The 20108-nt window shown below is 65.4% G+C and carries 21 protein-coding genes; 13 read left to right on the forward strand and 8 right to left on the reverse strand.

The annotated features are described in order from the left end of the window. The first annotated feature begins 38 nt into the window (after positions 1 to 38). From CH291_RS16215 to CH291_RS16225, 3 genes are read left to right on the forward strand one after another with little or no spacing between them, the layout of a single operon-like run. Positions 39 to 995, forward strand: a complete 957-nt coding sequence (locus CH291_RS16215; protein ID WP_094641227.1) for an alpha/beta hydrolase — start codon at positions 39 to 41, stop codon at positions 993 to 995. Between the two features lie 17 nt (positions 996 to 1012). Further along, positions 1013 to 1372, forward strand: coding sequence for a VOC family protein (locus CH291_RS16220; protein WP_068283804.1), 360 nt, complete (start codon positions 1013 to 1015; stop codon positions 1370 to 1372). A gap of 10 nt (positions 1373 to 1382) precedes the next feature. Then, positions 1383 to 1856: an SRPBCC family protein gene (locus tag CH291_RS16225; protein WP_094688017.1), complete on the forward strand. Its 474-nt coding sequence runs from the start codon at positions 1383 to 1385 to the stop codon at positions 1854 to 1856. On the opposite strand, the gene CH291_RS16230 is transcribed toward CH291_RS16225, so the two are convergent. Both CH291_RS16230 and CH291_RS16235 read right to left on the reverse strand, forming a co-directional pair. After that, complete coding sequence (locus tag CH291_RS16230; protein ID WP_068052950.1) at positions 1822 to 2703, reverse strand: PE-PPE domain-containing protein; 882 nt, start codon at positions 2701 to 2703, stop codon at positions 1822 to 1824. The two genes, CH291_RS16225 and CH291_RS16230, sit on opposite strands and share 35 nt — an antisense overlap. 75 nt (positions 2704 to 2778) lie before the next feature. Then, entirely contained in the window at positions 2779 to 4146 is a 1368-nt protein-coding gene (locus CH291_RS16235) for a WS/DGAT domain-containing protein (RefSeq protein WP_082898948.1), read from the reverse strand. Between the two features lie 196 nt (positions 4147 to 4342). Here CH291_RS16235 and CH291_RS16240 point away from each other — a divergent pair, with 196 nt between their 5' ends. Further along, entirely contained in the window at positions 4343 to 5695 is a 1353-nt protein-coding gene (locus tag CH291_RS16240; RefSeq protein WP_141215314.1) for a sialidase family protein, read from the forward strand. A gap of 54 nt (positions 5696 to 5749) precedes the next feature. Here the strand turns inward: CH291_RS16240 and CH291_RS16245 are convergent, their stop codons facing one another. Next, on the reverse strand, positions 5750 to 6571 hold the full coding sequence (locus tag CH291_RS16245; RefSeq protein WP_094688018.1) for a hypothetical protein: 822 nt from the start codon (positions 6569 to 6571) through the stop codon (positions 5750 to 5752). A 134-nt stretch (positions 6572 to 6705) separates the two neighbouring features. Next, a complete protein-coding gene (locus CH291_RS16250; RefSeq protein WP_068052993.1) occupies positions 6706 to 7284 on the reverse strand; it encodes a TerD family protein in 579 nt (192 codons plus the stop codon). Positions 7285 to 7510: 226 nt separating this feature from the next. On the opposite strand from CH291_RS16250, the gene CH291_RS16255 reads away from it, so the two are divergent. After that, positions 7511 to 8260: a DUF1906 domain-containing protein gene (locus tag CH291_RS16255; RefSeq protein ID WP_068052959.1), complete on the forward strand. Its 750-nt coding sequence runs from the start codon at positions 7511 to 7513 to the stop codon at positions 8258 to 8260. Positions 8261 to 8415: 155 nt separating this feature from the next. Here the strand turns inward: CH291_RS16255 and CH291_RS16260 are convergent, their stop codons facing one another. Beyond that, a complete protein-coding gene (locus tag CH291_RS16260; RefSeq protein WP_068052996.1) occupies positions 8416 to 9276 on the reverse strand; it encodes an Rv1157c family protein in 861 nt (286 codons plus the stop codon). 303 nt (positions 9277 to 9579) lie between these two features. Here CH291_RS16260 and CH291_RS16265 point away from each other — a divergent pair, with 303 nt between their 5' ends. Continuing rightward, positions 9580 to 10797: a mannosyltransferase gene (locus CH291_RS16265; protein ID WP_094641237.1), complete on the forward strand. Its 1218-nt coding sequence runs from the start codon at positions 9580 to 9582 to the stop codon at positions 10795 to 10797. Here CH291_RS16265 and CH291_RS16270 read toward each other — a convergent pair. Continuing rightward, on the reverse strand, positions 10742 to 11059 hold the full coding sequence (locus tag CH291_RS16270; protein WP_068052965.1) for a 4a-hydroxytetrahydrobiopterin dehydratase: 318 nt from the start codon (positions 11057 to 11059) through the stop codon (positions 10742 to 10744). The two genes, CH291_RS16265 and CH291_RS16270, sit on opposite strands and share 56 nt — an antisense overlap. A gap of 14 nt (positions 11060 to 11073) precedes the next feature. Here CH291_RS16270 and CH291_RS16275 point away from each other — a divergent pair, with 14 nt between their 5' ends. The 7 genes from CH291_RS16275 (at position 11074) to CH291_RS16305 (ending at position 18004) form a co-directional block, all read left to right on the forward strand. Beyond that, complete coding sequence (locus CH291_RS16275) at positions 11074 to 11499, forward strand: (deoxy)nucleoside triphosphate pyrophosphohydrolase (RefSeq protein ID WP_094688019.1); 426 nt, start codon at positions 11074 to 11076, stop codon at positions 11497 to 11499. 317 nt (positions 11500 to 11816) lie between these two features. Then, positions 11817 to 13754, forward strand: coding sequence for a translational GTPase TypA (gene typA / locus CH291_RS16285; protein WP_068052974.1), 1938 nt, complete (start codon positions 11817 to 11819; stop codon positions 13752 to 13754). Positions 13755 to 13860: 106 nt separating this feature from the next. Next, the gene (locus CH291_RS16290) at positions 13861 to 15642 is read left to right on the forward strand and encodes an ABC transporter family substrate-binding protein (RefSeq protein ID WP_094688108.1); all 1782 of its coding nucleotides are present in this window, start codon (positions 13861 to 13863) and stop codon (positions 15640 to 15642) included. Then, positions 15639 to 16319: a haloacid dehalogenase type II gene (locus CH291_RS16295; protein WP_256980870.1), complete on the forward strand. Its 681-nt coding sequence runs from the start codon at positions 15639 to 15641 to the stop codon at positions 16317 to 16319. The genes CH291_RS16290 and CH291_RS16295 overlap by 4 nt, the downstream gene beginning before the upstream one ends. 91 nt (positions 16320 to 16410) lie before the next feature. After that, a complete protein-coding gene (mshB, locus tag CH291_RS16300) occupies positions 16411 to 17304 on the forward strand; it encodes an N-acetyl-1-D-myo-inositol-2-amino-2-deoxy-alpha-D-glucopyranoside deacetylase (protein ID WP_094688110.1) in 894 nt (297 codons plus the stop codon). Positions 17305 to 17347: 43 nt separating this feature from the next. Continuing rightward, positions 17348 to 17506 carry a hypothetical protein gene (locus CH291_RS26820; protein ID WP_008714214.1) on the forward strand — a complete coding sequence of 53 codons (159 nt, stop codon included), beginning with the start codon at positions 17348 to 17350 and terminating at the stop codon, positions 17504 to 17506. A gap of 45 nt (positions 17507 to 17551) precedes the next feature. After that, a complete protein-coding gene (locus CH291_RS16305) occupies positions 17552 to 18004 on the forward strand; it encodes a hypothetical protein (RefSeq protein WP_068052980.1) in 453 nt (150 codons plus the stop codon). Here the strand turns inward: CH291_RS16305 and CH291_RS16310 are convergent. Further along, positions 17931 to 18626 (reverse strand): uracil-DNA glycosylase, encoded by a 696-nt coding sequence (locus CH291_RS16310; protein ID WP_068052983.1) that lies wholly within the window; start codon positions 18624 to 18626, stop codon positions 17931 to 17933. The two genes, CH291_RS16305 and CH291_RS16310, sit on opposite strands and share 74 nt — an antisense overlap. Position 18627: 1 nt before the next feature. Further along, complete coding sequence (locus CH291_RS16315) at positions 18628 to 20076, reverse strand: PH domain-containing protein (RefSeq protein WP_256980878.1); 1449 nt, start codon at positions 20074 to 20076, stop codon at positions 18628 to 18630. Between the last annotated feature and the right edge of the window lie 32 nt (positions 20077 to 20108).

The raw sequence follows: 20108 nt of genomic DNA on the forward strand, positions 1-20108 counted from the left end.
GAGACGGTCGGCTGGATACGAACAAGGGGACAATCTTCATGCTGCATGGTCGGATACGAAGTCTGGTGCTCGCTGTAGTGGCGGTGTTGGTCGCCACGATGGCAACGGTGCTGATGGGGACCGGTGTGGCGAAGGCCGACTCCGAGCTCGTCTACGTCTACTCGCCGTCGATGGACAAGAACATTCCGGTCAAGGTGCTCAAAGCTGCAGGCGGCGGCCCCGCACCCACCCTGTATCTGCTCGACGGCCTGCGTGCGCCCGAGAACGACAACGGCTGGCTCATCGAGACCGACGTCGAGAGCTTCTTCGCCGACAAGCACGTCAACGTGGCCATCCCGTTCGGCGGCGGCGGCACCTTCTACTCCGACTGGCAGCGTGACGACCCCAAGCTCGGGCGTGTGAAGTGGGAAACCTTCCTCACCCAGGAGCTGCCTCCGTTCATGGCGGATCGCTTCGGCAGCGACAACGTCAACAACGCGGTGGCCGGACTGTCGATGAGCGGAACCTCGGCGCTCAACCTGGCCGCCCACCACCCCGACTTCTACAAGGCCGTCGCATCGTTCAGCGGCTACCCGACCGCCAGCAGCCCCGGGTTCGCTCAAGGTATCGCCGTCGCCGTCGGCGAGATGGGCGGCAACGCTCGCAACATGTGGGGTACCTGGCCGTCCGCGGACTGGATCCGCAACGACCCGTCCCTCAACGTCGGTGCGCTGCGCAACACGGCAGTCTTCGTCTCCTCGGGAAGTGGCTCACCGGCCACGGACCCTGTGTTCAACCCGGCCAGCAGCAGCTTCGACCCGGTCAGGTTCGCGCAGATGGTGCCGCTCGAAACAGCCGCAGGCATGAGCAGCCGGGCATTCGTTCCGCTGCTGCAGGCTGTCGGTGGTCGACCCAACGTCAAGATCACCGGTACCGGCGTGCACTGGTGGAACCACTGGGAGCAGCACCTGCACGACGCATGGTTCGAGACAATCGCCCCTGCCGTCGGCGGCTGACAGCTACTCTTTCCGCCATGACGCCACCGCGGATCACCGTCGACTACACGGTGCTCGATTGCCCGGATCCAGCTGCGCTTGCCCGCTTCTACAGCACAATTCTCGGCTGGGAGCCTGCCGGCGACGACGGTGACTGGGTGGTGATTCACGGCCCGGGCGAGCTGCGGCTGGCGTTCCAGCGTGCGCCGGAGTTCACTCCGATCGACTGGCCGAACGACGGGATCAAGATCCACCTGGACCTCGTGGTCGACGACATGGAACAGGCCAGGGACTTCGTCGTCGACGCCGGGGCCGAACTCATCGACCACGCGCAGCCCTCGTTCTGGGTGTACCGCGATCCCGCGGGGCACATCTTCTGCTTGTGCAAAAGAGAATGAAGGAACCGTCATGGTCAGCGAAACCCACCCGGTACTCGTCGAGCGATCAGCCCTCGTCCGCGCCGACGCCGCGACCGTGCACGCTCTGATCGACAACTTTCACCATTGGCAACAGTGGTCGCCCTACGAGGGACTCGACTCTGGTTTGCAGCGCACCTACACCGGTCCCGACGCGGGAGTAGGGGCGTCGTACTCGTGGTCGGGTAACCGCAAGGCCGGCGCGGGGACGATGACCATCACCGAATCGATTCCCGAAGAACTGATCGTGCTCGACCTCGCGTTCACCAAGCCGTTCAAGAATCGGAACGTCACGGCGTTCCTGCTCGAGCCTGTCGCCGACGGGACCCGGGTGACCTGGCGTATGTCGGGAAAGCAGAGCAAGCTGTTCGCTCTGATCGGAAAAGTGTTCTCGATGGACAAGCTCGTCGGACCGGATTTCGAGAAGGGGCTCAGGCAGCTCGCCGTTGTGGCCGAGAAGGGCTGAGTCGGTTCTCCCGTAGATCCGCCTGCTCGCCGAGCCAGCGGGCGAGAACCTGGCAGCCGGTGAGGCCGTCTGCATAATCCTCGCGCGCATAAGCGATGTGTCGGCCACCGCCGGGGTTCGACCACTCGAATCGACGCCAGCGCATCGACTGCGGCAGATACCCGCCCAATTCTGCGGCCGCAGTGCGGAGGCGTCGAACATCTTTCGCCCACTGCGAGGGTCGAAGGCGCGTCCGGGTCGCGTTTTGGAAGCTGTTGCTGCGCAGTAAGTTCAGTAGTTCACGCAGCCAGATTTTCGGAGTGCGAAACGACATCCATCGGGTCAGGTCGGCAACGTCGCGAATGAGACTGTCGTCGCTTGCGTTGCAGATCATGTCGGACTTCAGACCGATCCACTGAACCGGAATCGACTCGGGCAGAGCCGGACCCGCACCGGCGACGCCGCGCCCGGTGCAGCCGTCGACGGCACCCACCGGCTGCTGAGGATCCGACACCAGACCAGCGGCAACGATGCGGCTGCCGTCGATCGTCCCGTCGTGGACGAGACCGAGGACCTCGCGCACCACCGTCGCTCCCTGGGAGTATCCGATCAGCGCAATCGGCCCGGCAGTGCTCTCGAGTGTGCGGCGTAGACGCCGGACACCGATGTCTGCACTGTGCCGAAAGCACAGTCCACCGAGCGCGACCGGACCGTACGACGCCGGATAGCCGATCCAGCGGCCGACGAAGCGGTCGTCGAGCTCGCGGGTGACGCAGGCCAGCAGGCCCGTCACTCGTGTCCGGTGGTCGGACGGGTGTGATTCACCGGTACCCCCGACGGCGAGTACGGTGACCGTTTCCTGGCTCATGGCTGTCAGTCTGGTCGGGGAACCTGAGCCCGACGCCCGACAAATGCTGAGAACTGTCTGGCAGTTCGGTCCCGGTCAGGTCAGAGCAGTGCGTACCTCGTCGAGGGCGTCGCGAAGGAGTGCCTCGTACAGATCCGGGTCGGGTACGGCTGCGCTGTTCGACGTGATTCCGATGGTGACGGTATCGCCGATGCCGTGGACTCCGTGGGTCAGGCTCATGGCGGGGGACAGGGCCGGAAAACCTGCGGTGAATCGGACGCGGCCGCCGCCGAGCGTCAGGTCTGCGGCACCGCGCGAAACACTGGACACGACGGTGTTCCCGGTGACCATCGGAGGGGCTGCGGTCGGATCGAACTGCGCGACGCCCCATTCGGCCAGAAACGCCGGCACGTGTACTTCGACGTCGTCCTGTGAGGCGCGGGCTGCCCGCGACAGCGGATGATTCGCGCGAGCTCGGCGCGCAGCCAGATCGGCGGCGACGAGCTGACTGCGAGTACGGATGTCCGGTTCGGCGGGAAACAGTCCGACGCCGACGTTGCCGAAATTGTTTCGCGCGTCGGCTCGCTCATCCCTGGCGACGGTGACCTCGGCGGCCAGATCCGGACCGTCGCCGAGAAGCCGTTGCAGTGCAACGGATACTGCAGTCAGCACGAACGTGGTGACGGTGGTCCCGCCGGACTGCAGCTCGGTTTTCGGAAGCACGATGGTCCGCACCGACGTCCGGCCGGTGGGCGGCACGTCGAGGTCGGTCGGAGCGCGCGAAGGTGCGGGCGGGGGAATGTCGCCCGAATCGGTACCTCGCCCGAGGCTCAGCGCGTCGCGTCGGGCGCGGACACCGCCGCGAACCATCTGCGCCAGCCGAAGCGGAAGAGTTGCGGCGGCAACGATTGTGGATGCCGACTCGAACGTCGCACGAGGCTTTACTTGGACGCACGCCGGTGGGAGTGGATGCGTGCCGAACAGGTCGCGAGCAGCGCGCGCGGCCAGTGTTCCGTCGGCCGCCGCGTGCGAAAGCTGCAGCACGGCAACGAGGGCCGTGCCGCCTGGAGCGTCGACGATGTTCGGATACAGGTGCAGGTGCCACACGGACACTCGGGGGTCGACCTGACGTGCGAACGATGCAGCGATCGCCTCGAGGCACTCCGACCACGTGCTCGTTTTCCGGTGGACGGAGATCGCGTCGGAGCGCGGGCCCGCCTCGGTCCAACGGGGATAATCGAGGCCGCACGCGACGTCACTGATGCGTCGACTCAGGACCTCGATGCGGCTGCCGCGCTCGTGCAATCGGGCCACCTCGGAATCGAGGTCTCCCGATCCGCTGGCGAAGCAGTACAGCAGAAACTGGTCGCTCGGAATCTTCGACGCCATCCAGTACGCACGCGCGTCGGTCGGATGCAGGCGGGTCGATCCGGGGCGGTTGTGGGCGGCTCGAACGCGGGGCACGCGTCGAGCCTATGCGTCCCTGTGTGAACCGGAAATCCACAGACTGGCTGGTCCCATTCTGTGAACTGTCACCAGGATGGGCCGAGGACTTCTTCGATTGCCTGGAGGTCCACCGGCGCCATGGGCGCTAGCCTGATCCAATGCATCGACCAGCACTGTGGCCGCGACGCCGCGGCGGCACCCAACGGCGGGTGTCGTGACGCCCAGAGTTGCCTCGGGCTATCGGGCTGGACTGCGTTCCTCGACCAACGCCGCCGCATCGGCCGACTTCGTCACCGACATCTCCTACACCGAGTACGGCTCCGCGGCCTGCACCCTCGGGGTCGCGGCGGACAACACCGTGTTCGTCGCACCCGCGTTCACCGTGGACGGCATCGGGGTACTGTGCTCGTCCGATTTCGGAAAGTCATGGCGTGCATCGGTTCCCGAGGGCCTGCGGCAGGGTCGGAATCGTCCGTATCTGTATTTCGACGACGTCGACGAGCGTCTGTTTCTGCACGCCGGACGATTCGACGCGGTGCCGCCCCATCAGATGCGAACGGGCTTCACCCTGGGGGTCAGTGACGATCGGGGCGAAACCTGGCGCACGCGCACAGTGGCATCGAAAGCCAGGATGGATGCCAAAGTGTTTGCCGGTCCGAGCAATTCACGGGCCGGAAGGGTTACGTATCTCTCCGCGCCCACGCCGTTCGCAGTACGTGTGCGGCCACTGATCAACGTCACCCGTCAGGTCATCTGGCGGTCCTTCGACGGCGGGGTGAAGTGGGAAGTAGCCGGTGGTTTCGACATCGATTCGAAGAACATCCCCGGATTGCCGAGTCGGGAGTACGTCTCGTTCGGTAAGGGTGTGGTCGGTCCGGACGGCACCGTCTACATCGGTGGCCGCTACGGTCGACGGTTCGCTGTGGCGGTCAGTCGCGACGAGGGTCTGACGTGGGACGTTCGGATGGTTCCGGGATCGGCGCTGGCGAAGTACCACAACGCAGTGCATTTTCTGCTGCTCGGTTCGCGCTATCTGCTGCCGGAGTCGATGGCCGTCGACGACGACGGAAACGTGTACGCGGTGTGGCCGGACCGCGACGGATTGCTGCATGCTTCCTGGTCCTCGGACGGCGCGGCGAATTGGTCGAGGCCGGTGGTGGTGTCGGCACCGGGAGTGCGCGACGCCCGCTTCGGCGCGATCACCGCCACCGGGTCCGGGCGGGTGGGCATCGCATACTACGGACGCGAGAAGGGGCGTGCCTTCCACGGCTTCATCGCGCAGTGCCGCGACTTCCGTACCGGCAGCCCGGTGTTCGTCGGCGGTAAGTACAACGAACCCGATGCACCGCTGTTTCCCTACGGATTCTGCAGTGGCGTTGCGGGTTTCGGTTTGGGTCGCTCACTCAACGAGATAGTCCGAGTGCATTTCGCCCCCAACGGTGACCTCGTGACCGGGGCCGCGATGCAGATGCGGGGACGAAACAGGCAACGCCCCTGGGCGGCGCGCTCGCAACACACCGAGATGCAGGCGGTCCTGGGACGGCTGGGTCGCATCGTCAGGGCATAGACGAAAGGCCCTGCAGCACAGCGCTGCAGGGCCTTTCGTGGTCTTGCTTACCCACTAGGCGACGTTGATCATGCCGACTGTGGGGAAGAAGAAGCAGCTCTTGTCCGAACCGTCGAGGGCCTTGTGGTTCACCGTGCCGAACACCGCGGCCAGAACGGTTCCCGATCCGGTTTCGACGGGTACGGCGCGGGCACCGGCGGCAGGCAGCGAGTCGATCGCTCCGATGACGAACGGCCGAACGATGTCCTTCGCGGCGTCGGGCACACCGGAATCGGTGAGGATCGAATCGGCGAGAGTGGTTGCCAGGCCGCCGAAGTCGGCGAATCCGCCCTGCAGGGTGTTGACGTTGAACCAGGCGACCTGCATCCCGGTCTTGTTCTCGGAATCGTTCACGATTCCGGCCGGGACGAACGCGAACATCGTCTCGCCCTTGTCGACTGCATTGAGCTCGGGAATCTGGATGGACGGCAGGAACGGCAACGTGGGGATGGCAGGCGCGGTCAGCTGCGGCCACGGTCCTGCCGCTCCGCCTGCGACACCGGGAACGATGCCGAGGGGCGAGCCCGCCGTTGCGGAGCAGTTGATCGCTGCGGTGGGGTAGAAGAACGGCGTGATGCCGAAGTCGGTGAGGGCTTTGTTGGCTGCGTTCAGTGCGGCGAACGGATCGACGTTCGCATCCTCGGCGACCGGGGTACGTGAGTCGGCGATCGCGGTCGCGGCGTCGAGCGAGGCACCACCCTGTCCCTGCAGTGCGGCGATCGCCTGCGCCAGCGGATCGGCCGGTGCCGGATCCGCTGCGGCAGTGGCGGGAACAGCGAGCAATGCCGCGCAGGAGAGCGCGAGCGCGCCCGCCAGACGGCTGAGGCGACGAGACATGTGTGACTCCTGTGACTGATGTGGCTTATGTTGCGGTTGCGCTGATATCACCACACATCATCTCGACGTCACAAGCTCAGAAAGATTCCGTTGTTCAATCGAGACGGTCCCAACAAGCCGGGCTGTGATTGCCGTCACCCCACGTCGATGCCGAAGTCGCGCACGATTCCCTCCAGCCCCGAGGCATAGCCCTGGCCGATGGCGCGGAACTTCCATTCGGCCCCGCGTCGGTACAGCTCGCCGAACACCATCGCGGTTTCGGTGGAGGCGTCCTCGCTGAGGTCGAAACGGGCGAGTTCGCGCCCATCGGACTTGTCGACCACGCGAATGAAGGCGTTGACGACCTGACCGAAGTTCTGGCCAAGGGCGTCGGCGTTGTGAATGGACACCGGGAAGACGATGGAGTCCACTTCCGGGGTCAGGGCAGCCAGGTCGACATCAATGCTCTCGTCGTCACCTTCGCCCTCGCCGGTCCGGTTGTCGCCGGTGTGCTCGATGGCACCGTCGGGGGAGCGCAGGTTGTTGTAGAAGACGAAGTAGCTGTCGCTCAGTGCCTTCTTCGTGGTGCGAAGTCCGATGGCGCTTGCGTCGAGATCGAAGTCTCCGCCGGTGGTGGCGCGGACATCCCAGCCGAGTCCCACGCTCACCGCCGTCAGATTCGGTGCTTCTTTGGTCAGCGAGACATTTCCACCCTTGGCAAGCGTTACGCCCATGTCCATCCACTCCTCAGCGCGTTCGTCCGTGCGTCGTCCTCCCCACCATATTCATGTTCGTGACGTGGGTGCGCGAGGTGCTCGTGTGAAGCCGGAGGGGAACGGGGTGGGTGTGAGCAGTGGGGCTGGCGGTACCGATGGGATTGTGGTGGGATACGACAAACGATGGAAGATAGCAGTGGTTGTGCGATTTATCGGGTAGGCGCGCCGCCGCGATCGAACGACGATGGAGATTTTTGTGCAGGTTTCGCGACGTGAACTGTTCAAGTACGCCGCCGCGGGGTCCGCGGCCGCCGTCGGATTGGTTGCGTTGGGTTCGACGACCGCGCACGCCGACGCCGGGCTCGGCACACTCGTCGACTACTCGGGTGGGGTGCCATCGGCATCCGCGATCAAGAATGCCGGTCACCTCGGAGCTGTCCGCTACGTGTCCGATCGGCGACCGGATGCGAACTGGATGATCGGGAAGCCGATGCGCAAGTCCGAGGCCGATGCCTTGACATCCGCGGGCCTGGAAGTGGTCTCGAACTACCAGTTCGGTAAGGGGGCCACGTCCGATTGGCGTGGCGGGTACGCAGCGGGCGTGAAGCACGCAGAGCGAGGCCTCGAGCTCCACCTCGCCGCCGGTGGTCCGGCAGACCGCCCGATCTACGCGTCGATCGACGACAACCCCACCGCTGTGGAGTTCGCAACCCTGATCGCGCCGTACATCCTGGGCTGGCAGTCGGTGATCGGAGCCGAGAACACGGGAATCTACGCCAATTCACCGACCATCGAATTGGCCTCGGTCGCAGGCCTCGGCCGGTGGTATTGGCAGCACAATTGGGGAACGCCGAAGGGCTTCGTTCATCCCGACGCGCACATTCATCAGATCCGAATCGACAAGGATTTCGTGGGCGGAGTCAAAGTCGACATCAACAATATTCTGAAGGCTGATTACGGGCAGTGGTCGAAATCTGCCGCTGACATTCTCTGAAACAACATCGATGTAATTCTTTTCCGACAATCTACGAATGCAGCACGGCATTCGGAGAACCCGTGCATATTCTTTCCGAATTCACCCCACGAACAGTTCGCCCCCGGCTTCTCGCGGAAGCCGGGGGCGAAGTGCGTCAGTAGTGCAGATACGAGCTACGGGACGTAGACCGTACCGATGGTGGGCAGGAAGGTGCAGCTGCGCGGTGCTGCCGCCGGGTCTTCCTTCGACTGCGTGGTGATCGAACCGGAGACGACCGAGAGAACGCGTCCGGGGCCGGTGTCGGCGATCGCGGACAACGTCGCCGGACCGTCGGTGTTGATCATGGATGCGCCGGTGAGATCCTGGGTGCCCGAGCGACGGTTGTCGATGTTGAGCCAGGTCACCGTGAGAGGAGCTGCCTGCTCGGCGGCAATCGGGGCGGTGCCGAGAGCGGTGAAGACGAAGCCGGCCTGACCTGCGCCGGGTCCGGGAGGCGGCAGGGTGGCTGGGCCGGGTACGGCCAAGGCGGTTCCGACGGAATCGGCGGTGTCGGAGATGCATCCCACGCCGAGCGTCGGGTACAGGAACTGGGCGATGACGGGTCCGTCGGACGGCAGTTCAGGTCCGCCGCCGCCGGAGCCGTCCAGGAACGTGATGACCCGTTCGAGCAGGGACTTGACCTGGTCCGGCAGCTGCGCCGTCTCGAGCAGCGCGCGGGCCTGACCGAGCAGGTCGGCGGCCGGGGCGGCTCCCACGTCGGCAGGTCCGGCTGCGGCACCGACGATGGCCGGTGCGAACGAGGCGAGTGCTTCCACCTCGGCCAGGTTGGGCATCGGCTCACCGGGGGCGGGAAGGAACTGAGCGATCAGAGCAGCGGGATCGGCCGGTGCTGCGGGCAGATCTGCCGGTGCCATCGGCACCAACGGCTGTGCGGATGCGCTGGTCGGCACGACTAGTGCGGCGGCTGCGGCTACGGCGAAAGCTGTAACTACGCGACGCGTTCCGCGGGTACGAAGCACGGTGATATTCCCCATTCTGATCATGACGCGGGCCCACGGCGACAGCCGGTGCTCGAGGGGTCACTCTATGTAGCGCAATCCCCGATGTACAGCTGTTGTCGATCGAGCCCTCCCCCGTCGCATCTATGCCAGGGCAGTCTATTGGTCACACGCTGCGAATTCTCCGCAGACGCACACGATAACCTGTTACTGAAGTTGTCAGTGTGAAAGGTGATGCAAATGTTACTCGGGTGCATCGGTGGTTGGGGCGCGTGAGCTGAGCCCTATAAGCTCGACGATCGATACACGGCATCGATACCGAACGGAACCGCACGCACAGTGAACCGACTTGTTCGGCTGGCCCCCGTTCTGCTCGCGGTCTCGGTGATCAGCCGATTCGTCTGGGCCTTCGCGACGCCCAACGGTATGAACCTCGTTGACCTGCACGTCTACGTCGACGGCTCCGCGACACTTCTCGGCGGAAATCTGTACGACTACACGTACTCGGTGCAGACCCCGGACTTCCCGCTCCCGTTCACGTACCCGCCTTTCGCCGCGCTCGTGTTCTTTCCGCTGCACTATCTGCCGTTCACGCTGGTCGGAGTGCTCTGGCAGGCCGCGACCATGATCGCGCTGTTCGCCGTGGTGAAGCTGACGCTGTCGATGGTTCTGGGCGACGAGCGTGCCGCCGAGCCGCGCTGGGTGCGTATCGCGATGCTGTGGACCGCGCTTGGTCTGTGGTCCGAACCCGTTCGAACGACCCTGGACTACGGCCAGGTCAACGTGTTCCTGGTGCTGCTGGCGATTGTCGCGGTACGCAGCAGCAGATGGTGGGTGGCAGGCGGGCTGGTCGGGTTCGCTGCCGGAATCAAGCTGACCCCGGCCATCACCGGCCTGTACTTCCTGGCCACTCGGCGGTGGAAGGCAGCGGCGTTCTCGGCAGTGGCCTTCGCCCTCACCGTCGCGGTCAGCTACGCGGCGCTCGGACACCAGGCGGCCACCTACTTCACCACGCTGCTCGGCGATGCCGACCGAATCGGCCCCGTCGGCTCGGTCTGGAATCAGTCCCTGCGGGGCGCGCTCAGCCGGATCGCGGGGGAGGACGTCGGGCAGGGGCCGGTGTGGCTCGCCGCCGCCGTACTCGCGACAGGACTTGCGATCGCGGCATGGCGGGCGATCGGGCGCGAGGACCATCTGGGCACGCTGGTGATCGTGCAGCTCCTCGGCCTGCTGATCTCGCCCATCTCGTGGTCGCATCACTGGATCTGGGTGATCCCGATGGTGATCTGGCTGGTGCACGGGCCGCTACGCGACGTCGCCGGGTCGAAGATCGTCGCGGGCTACTGGTTGGTGACGGTCACCGTGGGTGTGCCGTGGCTGCTCAGCTTTTTCCAGGAATCGATCTGGACCATTCCCCGTCCCGGCCTCGAGGCGTGGGCCGGTGCGGTCGATGTCGTCGGAGCGGCCCTGTTCCTGGGCTGGGTCGTCTATGCCGGACGCATCAAGTCGCAATCAGGGCATCGATCCGACGCGCCAGATCCACATCCTTCTGTGTGAGCCCGCTGACCTTCTTCTGGGTCGTTCCTGCAGGCTCCACTCCCGCGCTGTGCGTCGAGAGCGTGAACGTGAGCGTCCGCCATCTGATGTCGATGTCGGGGTGATGATCCGCCTCTTCCGCGGCCTCGGCCACGCGGTTCACCGCCTGGATCGCCGCTGGAAACGACGCCAGTTCGACGGTGCGCGTCAGCGATTTCCCGTCCACGGTCCATTCGGCGAGTCGGGCGTCCTCGATGTCTCGGTCGGTCAGCAGTTCGGTCATAGAAAGATGGTGGCATGTCCGGTACCCCCGCCGCTGTGGTTGTCGCAGCCGCATTGACGCACCAGGGCAGGCTGCTGCTCGCCCAACGAACTCGTCCGCCCGAGCTGGCCGGCCGGTGGGAACTGCCCGGCGGCAAGGTGGAGCCGGGGGAGTCGGAGGACGCGGCCCTGGTGCGCGAGCTGCGTGAGGAACTGGGAGTGGAGTGCTCGATCGGCGCGGCGCTCACCGGCGACGTCGACCTGCCCGGCGGTCTCGTGCTCCGCGCGTACCGGGCCTGCCTCATCTCGGGAGTTCCTGCAGCACTTGAACATTCGGCTCTACGGTGGGTGGACGCAGAAACCCTGCCGACGATGGATCTGGTCGATGCCGACCGACTCTGGATGCCCGAGTTGCAGGAAATTCTGCTCACTTCGCCCGAGCGGTCTTTAGGCCTTTCTTGAGGTCTTTCTTGGTCGCGCCCGCGGATTCCAGCTTCTTCATTCGCATGATCACGACGGGGCATTTGATGCAACGAACCTTCTTGCGGCAGCATTTTTTCTTGGGCTTCATCCCCGAGACATCTGCGGCCTTTATCTTGCCCATGAGCACCAAGACTAATGGGTGGCGCAGGTCACAGACCTGAGGGTGGCGCGGGGCACTGCCGAACTACGGGTAAACTCGATCAGTCGCGAGAACCTCGCGGTGCAGCGCGCTTCTCTAGCGACACAAGCCCGCTAGCGAACAAGAGCCCGCATTCGACTCCAGGAGAATTTTTCGCGTGAGCGCCCCAAGCAGTGCAGACAACATCGACAGCACCACCACTTTCCGCAACGTCGCCATCGTTGCACACGTCGACCACGGCAAGACCACCCTGGTCGACGCCATGCTTCGACAGTCCGGCGCGTTCGAGGAACGTGCCGAAGCGATCGACCGCGTCATGGACTCGGGTGACCTCGAAAAAGAAAAAGGCATCACGATCCTGGCCAAGAACACGGCCGTCCACAAGCGCAATGCCGACGGCACCATCACCGTCATCAACGTGATCGACACCCCCGGCCACGCCGACTTCGGCGGAGAGGTCGAGCGCGGCCTGTCCATGGTCGACGGTGTCGTCCTCCTCGTCGACGCATCCGAGGGCCCGCTTCCGCAGACCCGCTTCGTGCTCCGCAAGGCGCTCGCCGCCTCGCTGCCGGTGATTCTGGTCGTGAACAAGACCGACCGTCCCGACGCGCGTATCGAAGAGGTCGTCTCGGAGAGCCACGATCTGCTCCTCGACCTCGCGTCCGACCTGGACGACGAGGCATCCGAAGCCGCCGAGCTGGCGCTGGACCTTCCGGTTCTCTACGCCTCCGGCCGTGAAGGCAAGGCCTCGAAGGTTCAGCCCGAGAACGGCCACGCCCCCGACGCCGAGAACCTCGACGAGCTCTTCGAGGTCCTGCTCAGCTACGTCCCCGCGCCCAAGGGCAACGTCGACGCTCCGCTGCAGGCGCACGTCACCAACCTCGACGCGTCGGCCTTCCTCGGCCGTCTCGCCCTGGTCCGTATCCACAACGGACAGCTCTCCAAGGGCCAGACCGTGAGCTGGATGCGTGAGGTCGACGGCGAGCCCGTCGTCCAGAAGGCCAAGATCACCGAGCTGCTCAACACCATCGGCGTCGAGCGCGTGCCCGGCGAGAAGGGTGTTGCAGGAGACATCGTCGCCGTCGCAGGCTTCCCGGACATCATGATCGGCGACACCCTCGCCGACCTCGAGAACCCGGTTGCCCTGCCGCGCATCACCGTCGACCAGCCGGCCATCTCGGTCACCATCGGCACCAACACGAGCCCGCTCGTCGGACGCGTCAGCGGCCACAAGCTGACCTCGCGCATGGTCAAGAGCCGTCTGGACCAGGAGCTCATCGGTAACGTCTCGCTCAAGGTCCTCGACATCGGTCGCCCCGATGCCTGGGAGGTCCAGGGTCGTGGCGAGCTCGCTCTCGCCATCCTCGTCGAGCAGATGCGTCGTGAGGGCTTCGAGCTCACCGTCGGCAAGCCCCAGGTGGTCACCCAGACGGTCGACGGCAAACTGCACGAGCCCTTCGAAGAGCTCATGGTCGACACACCGGAGGAGTACCTCGGCGCGGTCACTCAGCTGCTCGCCGCACGCAAGGGCAAGATGGTCCAGATGACGAACCACGGCGCAGGCTGGGTTCGCATGGAATTCATCGTTCCTTCGCGTGGCCTGATCGGTTTCCGCACCGAGTTCCTCACGGACACTCGCGGTACCGGCATCGCCAACGCCGTCTTTCACGGCTACGCGCCGTGGGCCGGCGAGATCCGCGCCCGCCACACCGGTTCGCTCGTGTCGGACCGTCACGGCACCGTCACTCCGTTCGCGATGATCCAGCTGGCCGATCGCGGCACGTTCTTCGTCGAGCCGGGCGCAGACACCTACGAGGGCATGGTCGTGGGCATCAACCCGCGTCAGGAAGACCTCGACATCAACGTCACCCGCGAGAAGAAGCTGACCAACATGCGTCAGTCCTCCGCAGACGTCATGGAGACCCTGGCCAAGCCCAAGAAGCTGGACCTGGAAATGGCCATGGAGTTCTGTGCAGGCGACGAGTGCGTCGAGGTGACCCCCGAGGTCGTCCGCGTCCGCAAGGTGCACCTCGATTCCAACGAGCGCGCTCGTGAGCGTTCGCGGAGCAAGACTCGCGACAAGGCTGCTCTCTAAGACTCACTTCGTGCGGCAGAAGCGACGTGTCACCCTTGTGGGGCGCGTCGCTTCTGTCGCACAAGGTAGCCGACTACGAAGGAGATCCTCGTTGCGCAAGGTGCTGATGCCGACGGTTCTGGTTTCTGCCATCGCTCTGGTACTCACCGCGTGCACTGCGGATCCCCCGCCCCCGATCGAGAGCATCGAGACCACGGTCAGCACCACGATGGTGCCGGCGAAGACCGGTGACCCGGTCGTCGTCGCCATCGACGATGTCGGCATCGGCTTCAACCCCCATCTTCTGGCAGATCAGTCGCCTGCCACTGCCGCGGTCGGTTCGCTGGTACTGCCCAGCCCGTTCCGTCCCTCGCGCGACCCGGACACCGGGGTGACGACCTGGGAACCGGACCTGTCGCTGTTGATCTCGGCCGAGGTGACGTCGCAATCGCCGTTCACCATTCGCTATCAGCTGCGCAACGAGGCCCAGTGGTCCGACAGCGCGCCGATCGCCGCCGAGGATTTCCGCTACCTGTGGCAGCAGATGACCACTCAGCCCGGCGTCGTCGATCCGGCCGGGTACGCCTTGATCGACGACGTCGCATCCTCGGGCGGTGGCAAGACGGTCGACGTGACACTCTCGTCGCCGTACCCGGCCTGGCAGCGACTGTTCGCCGATCTGGTGCCCTCGCATCTGCTCAAGGACTCACCCGGCGGTTTTCAGGGCGGCCTGACGGACAATGTGCCGGTCTCCGGTTCTCGGTTCAACATCAAGACCGTCGACCGGGGTCGGGACGAGATTCTGCTCGAACGCAACGACCGATTCTGGGGCGAGCCCGCATCACCCGACCAGATCCTCATCCGCCGCGGGGGCACCTCCGCGCAGCTGGCCGATTCATTGCGGTCCAGTGACGCTCAGATCGCCCAGGTTCGTGGCGACTCGGCCCTGCGAGCCCAACTCTCGGCAATTCCCGGCGTGCGGACCGACACAATCCGGCAATCCCGAGTGCTGTCGATGACGGTCAACGGGCGAGCGCCGAACATGTCGAATTCGATTGTGCGACAGGGGATACTGGGTCTACTCGACCCCGATCTGCTGGCGACGGTCGGAGCCGGCGGTGGCGCGACGGATCGCCGGGCTGCAGCGCAGCTGTCTTCGCCGTCCGACCCCGGATACACCGCGACGGCACCGGCCCCCATCGGCAGAACAGCTGCCCTCCAACTGCTCGAACGGGCCGGGTTCGTACCGACACCCGATGCCGTGGTGACATCGACCCCGAACCCGAGCGCGCCGACCACCGCCGCTCCGACGACAAGTCTTGACCCGACGGCCACCAGCGCTCCGGGCCCGAGTGTCACCAGGCTTGCGGACGCGACCGGTACCGCGTTGCGGTTCGTGATCGGTGCCGTCGAGAACGACGACATCGCGCTCGCGGTCGCCGGAACGGCCGCAGACGAACTCGTCGGCGCAGGCATCGATGCGACCGTGACCCCACTTCCCGCCGACGAGCTGTACTCGACGGCGTTGACCGACGGAACCGTCGACGCGGTGGTCGGATGGACCAGCGCGGGAGTCGACCCCGCCACGGCCCTCGCCTCCCGGTTCGGCTGCGTCGACGAGCCCGCCGACAGCAGCGGCGACGGCGTCGAGATACCGCGAAATCTGTCCGGTCTGTGTGTCCCGGAACTGCAACCGACGATCGACAGGGCGCTGGTGAGCGGCCTCGAATCCTCCGTGGCCACCAACGAGATCGAGCCGAGGCTGTGGTCGCTGGCGTCGACGCTGCCGATCATGCAGGACGCGTCCGTGGTGGCCGCCGTACCCGGCATCACCGGCGTCTCGCTGACCGGCCCGGTCGAGGTCGGGATCTTCGCCGACGCTCCGCAGTGGATGCGGACGCCCCGGTGACTCGCATCGATCGCCCCGCCGTCATCGTGTTCGACGTGAACGAGACGTTGTCCGACATGTCCACGATGCCGGCACGGTTCGCCGACGTGGGCGCTCCGCCGCACTTGTTCGCGACGTGGTTCGCGGGACTGCTCCGTGACGGCTTCGCGTTGGCAGCAGCGGATGCTGCCCAGCCCTTCGCCGTCATCGGTTCCGGTTCGCTTCGTACGCTGCTGTTCGACACCGCCTCGAACTCGGATCTGGACGCCGCGGTGGACCACATCATGGGTGGTTTCGCGGAGCTCGACGTTCATTCCGATGTGGTCGAGGGAGTGACTGCTCTGGCAGCACTCGGCATCCGGCTGATCACTCTGAGCAACGGTTCGGTCCAGGTGGCACAGACTCTGCTGGACAAGGCCGGAGTGCGCGAGACTTTCGAGTCGTTGCTGTCGGTGGAGGCCGCCGGTCGATGGAAGCCGCACGCGGACTCCTACCGCTACGCACTCGAACAGTGCGGCGCGAAGCCCGAGGACGCCATGCTCGTCGCGGTTCATCCCTGGGACATCGACGGCGCGCACCGTGCAGGCCTGGCGACCGCCTGGATCCATCGCGACGGCGGGCCCTACCCGGATTACCTTGCTGCGCCCGACGTGACGGCACGATCGCTGCCGCATCTGGCGCAGCTGCTCGGCCGATGACAGCAGTGATGCCGATGCCGGCAGTGACACGGACGACAGAACGAACGGCGAGTAACCAGCGATGACAGGGCAGGCAATGACGGATCAGGCGATGACGGAGCCACAGCGGATGCTCCTGGTACACGCGCATCCGGACGACGAAACCATCACCACCGGCGGCACCATCGCGCATTACGTCCGCGCCGGGGCCGAGGTCACGGTGCTCACCTGCTCGCTCGGCGAGGAGGGAGAAGTGATCGGTGAGACATGGGCCGATCTGGTGGTCGATCGCGCTGATCAGCTCGGCGGCTACCGGATCCTGGAATTGCACCGCGCGCTCGCTGCCCTGGGCTGCAACCCGCCGCGCTTTCTCGGCGGTGCCGGACGCTGGCGGGATTCCGGGATGGCAGGGACGTCGGCGGCTCGCAAACCGCGCGCATTCGTCAACGCGGACCGTGACGAGGCCCTCGGAGCGCTCGTGGCGGTCATGCGGGAGCTCCGGCCGCAGGTCGTCGTCGGTTACGACCCCGAGGGCGGGTACGGCCACCCCGATCACCAGCAGGTGCACTCGCTGGTGACCGAGGCCGTCGAGATCTGCGGAACCGAGGTCTACCCCGTTGCCGGAGCGCCGTGGGAGGTGTCGAAGTTCTACTGGACCGTCACCGGACACGATCAACTGCAGTCGGGTCTCGCCGCGATCGACGAGCTTCCGGCCGGATGGCGACTGCCGGTCGACGGTGAGCTGCCCAGCGTCCCGGAAAGCACGATCACCACCAGTATCGACATTCGGGGCGTGCTCGACGCCAAGCGGGAAGCACTGCGCGCACATGCGACTCAGGTGACCGTCGCGCCGTCGGGCAACGAGTACGCACTGTCCAACGACATCGCCCAGCCGATATTGCTCGACGAGCAGTACGTGCTCGTGCGGGGCGAATCCGGCAGCGATGCGACGGGCAGGGAGACGGACCTTTTCGCAGGCGTACTAGGCTGTGCTTCGCATCACTGAATGACCACGGCATCGATCTCACCACAGCAGGGGCGGAACACACATGTACAACTGGGTAGTGCAGGACGCCATCGTTGCGTTCGTCGATTCTCTCAAGCCGCAGTTCGGCGCACAGGCAGATCTGTACCAGTACGTTCTGGGTCAGATCGCCATGGGCGCGAGCAATCTGCTCACCTCGCTCGGGTACCCGCCGGTTTCCTGAGTGCCGGCGCACTGAAACAACCAGGGTCAAGGCAGTATTGGGCGCATGATCTCGAAAGCTGCATCCAATACTGTCGCCCTGGTGTCCTGGGCGACGGTCGCAGTGCTGGTGTTCGACGGCTTTCTGTCCGGAATTCTGTCGGTCTTCTTTCTCCCGACCTACCTCGGTTCGGTGCAATTCCCCGTCAGCGCACTGCTCGGCGGAGTTGCCAACGTCGCGTTGATCCTGGCGGCGCGCAAGGTCGCCGAGCGGCCGCTCTGGGTGGCGTCACCCTTGATCGGATGGTTCGCCGCGGTTCTGCTGTGCATGTTCGGCGGGCCTGGCGGCGACGTTCTCCTGCTCGCCGATTGGCGCACCATGCTGCTGATCGTTGCCGGAGCGGGCCCCGCGGGAGTGCTGCTGTTCATGTTCCGGATGAAGGCGATCACAGCAAGCGTGCATGCCGACCCGCATCCCGCAGTACGTCCTCGATCATCGTCGGAGTCAACAGTCCGGTGAAGGTGTTTCGCTGGCTGACGTGATAGCTGGCGAACACGGTGATCGAGCCCAGATCGAGCTTGGCTCCATGCCCGAACTTCGGTGCAGGCCTTGGTATCTCCCATCCATTGGCCGCCAGTATGGGCAACAGGGACTGCCAGCCGAAGGCGCCGAGAACGAGCACCGACCGTAGCGTCGGGCGCAGCAACCGCAATTCGTCGTCCAGCCAGGGCCTGCATGCATCTCGCTCGGCGGGAGTCGGCTTGTTCTGCGGTGGAGCGCAGTGCACCGGCGCGGCAATGCGAACTCCGTTGAGCGCCAACCCGTCTCCGATATGTGTCGCGGTGGGTTGGTTGGCCAAACCGACCGCATGCATCGCGCGATAGAGAACGTCCCCGCTTCGGTCTCCGGTGAACATCCGGCCGGTGCGGTTGCCGCCGTGCGCTGCCGGGGCCAGCCCGACGATCAGCATGGCCGCGTCGGCGGGTCCGAAACTGGGAACCGCTCTACCCCAATATGTTTCGTTCGCAAAAGCGGCTCGCTTCTCGAGCGCGACCTGCTCGCGCCATTGCACCAGACGCGGGCAGGCGCGGCATTCCGACACTGCGAGGTCGAGTTCCTCGATGCTCTGCGGCCGCGTCATGTCAGGTTCGGTGCAGCCAGATGTCCCCGGCACCAGGGGTGACGGCGTCGATCATCGCCCACGCGTTCTCGATGGGGATGTCGATCACCTCGTAGTGGCCGACGCCGGCCGGAGTAGCGGCGACGATGGTGGCCACCCCGGCGCGACGCTGGAAGAACGTCTGCCGCACCGTCCAGCCGATGATGCCTGCGGCCTCGAGGCTGTGCCGACTCCTGTCGAGCGAGCCGTGTCGGGTGATGAGCCAACCGGGCAGTACCGCGTGGCCGAGTCCACGGAAGCGATCGTGCGCGAGCCCGAAGGCGGCGAGGAACAACACCCCGAGCGTGATCCAGGCGAGTATCGGGATGGGCGCGCCGACGTACTGCGCGATTGAAAGGCCGGCCGCGATGACCACCACCGGCAGCACCGCCCGGGTGTAGCGGCGACGCCGCGCCGCAGGTCCGTGCTGCAGCAGGGGGCGGTCGGCACCGCCGTGCAACCCGGCGTCGCCGAGGACCGTGGTCATCATGCGGAGTGCCTCGGCGCGCGGGGCCTGGGGGAGCAGCAGCGACGATTCCTTCTTCTCGGCGCTGACGCCGGTCATGATGGCGTCGAGCCTGGCACCTTTCACCGCGCGCAGCAGCAGTGGTTCGGACAGTGACGTGCCGCGCAGCCGCTTGCGATCGAGTGTCGACTGACGGGTCCGCAGCAGTCCGTGACTGACGTGCAGCGTGCGCCCCTGATCGGTGACCGTCAGGTTGGCGTAGGTCAACAGGTAGCGAACGCACGCGAAGATGCTCGACACGACCAGCAGCGCAATCAGGGCCACGACCACGAACAATGCGATTCCCAGTTGCTCTGCGGAATCGATACTGTTGGAGACCACCGAGGACTCCGCCAATGTTCGCCCGAGTCCGTACTGGAACAGCACACCGACGGCCGCGGCGATGGTGACGATGCCGGTGATGGAGAACGGTGCGAACCGCACCCACGAGAACTGCCAGTGAGCGATCTCCACTTCGGGCCCCGATGCCGCCGTCGGCATCCCGTCGGACGTCGGTATCTGTCCAGAGACCCGCTGCAGCAGATCTCCACGAAGCGCAGGCACCAGTGACGTGTCGAGAGCGTTGAGCTCGAAGGCCTCGCCGTTGCCTGCTTGTCGGCCGGTGCCGATACGCAGGATGGACAGCCCCAGCACCCGGTGCAGAACGTTGGCCTCCACATCGACCGACCGAATCCTGTTGCGCGGAATGGACAGAACTTTCTTCTGCAGCACCCCGCTGCGCAGCTGCACGTGCACCGGACCGATCCGGTAACTGGTGGTGAACCACCGCAGGATCGCGAACACCACGACGACCACCAGAATGCCGAGACTCCAGTAGTGGTTACCGCTCTGGCTGCCGACGAAGAACGAGATCAGCAATACGGGCAGGAGCTTGATGCCCTCGTTCACCGGATGTACCAACAACATTCGCTTGTCCAGGCGCAGCCACGGCTGCTCCT

This window comes from Rhodococcus sp. 14-1411-2a, from assembly GCF_002259485.1.
Taxonomy (GTDB): Bacteria; Actinomycetota; Actinomycetes; order Mycobacteriales; family Mycobacteriaceae; genus Rhodococcoides.

Bases quoted from the DNA above. Each gene is read 5' to 3' on its own strand.
- CH291_RS16215 (WP_094641227.1), top strand. From the start codon at position 39: ATGCTGCATGGTCGGATACGAAGTCTGGTGCTCGCTGTAGTGGCGGTG.
- CH291_RS16220 (WP_068283804.1), top strand. From the start codon at position 1,013: ATGACGCCACCGCGGATCACCGTCGACTACACGGTGCTCGATTGCCCG.
- CH291_RS16225 (WP_094688017.1), top strand. From the start codon at position 1,383: ATGGTCAGCGAAACCCACCCGGTACTCGTCGAGCGATCAGCCCTCGTC.
- CH291_RS16230 (WP_068052950.1), bottom strand. From the start codon at position 2,703: ATGAGCCAGGAAACGGTCACCGTACTCGCCGTCGGGGGTACCGGTGAA.
- CH291_RS16245 (WP_094688018.1), bottom strand. From the start codon at position 6,571: ATGTCTCGTCGCCTCAGCCGTCTGGCGGGCGCGCTCGCGCTCTCCTGC.
- CH291_RS16250 (WP_068052993.1), bottom strand. From the start codon at position 7,284: ATGGGCGTAACGCTTGCCAAGGGTGGAAATGTCTCGCTGACCAAAGAA.
- CH291_RS16255 (WP_068052959.1), top strand. From the start codon at position 7,511: ATGGAGATTTTTGTGCAGGTTTCGCGACGTGAACTGTTCAAGTACGCC.
- CH291_RS16260 (WP_068052996.1), bottom strand. From the start codon at position 9,276: ATGGGGAATATCACCGTGCTTCGTACCCGCGGAACGCGTCGCGTAGTT.
- CH291_RS16270 (WP_068052965.1), bottom strand. From the start codon at position 11,059: ATGACCGAACTGCTGACCGACCGAGACATCGAGGACGCCCGACTCGCC.
- CH291_RS16275 (WP_094688019.1), top strand. From the start codon at position 11,074: ATGTCCGGTACCCCCGCCGCTGTGGTTGTCGCAGCCGCATTGACGCAC.
- CH291_RS16290 (WP_094688108.1), top strand. From the start codon at position 13,861: ATGCCGACGGTTCTGGTTTCTGCCATCGCTCTGGTACTCACCGCGTGC.
- mshB (WP_094688110.1), top strand. From the start codon at position 16,411: ATGACGGAGCCACAGCGGATGCTCCTGGTACACGCGCATCCGGACGAC.
- CH291_RS26820 (WP_008714214.1), top strand. From the start codon at position 17,348: ATGTACAACTGGGTAGTGCAGGACGCCATCGTTGCGTTCGTCGATTCT.
- CH291_RS16305 (WP_068052980.1), top strand. From the start codon at position 17,552: ATGATCTCGAAAGCTGCATCCAATACTGTCGCCCTGGTGTCCTGGGCG.
- CH291_RS16310 (WP_068052983.1), bottom strand. From the start codon at position 18,626: ATGACGCGGCCGCAGAGCATCGAGGAACTCGACCTCGCAGTGTCGGAA.
- CH291_RS16315 (WP_256980878.1), bottom strand. From the start codon at position 20,076: ATGTTGTTGGTACATCCGGTGAACGAGGGCATCAAGCTCCTGCCCGTA.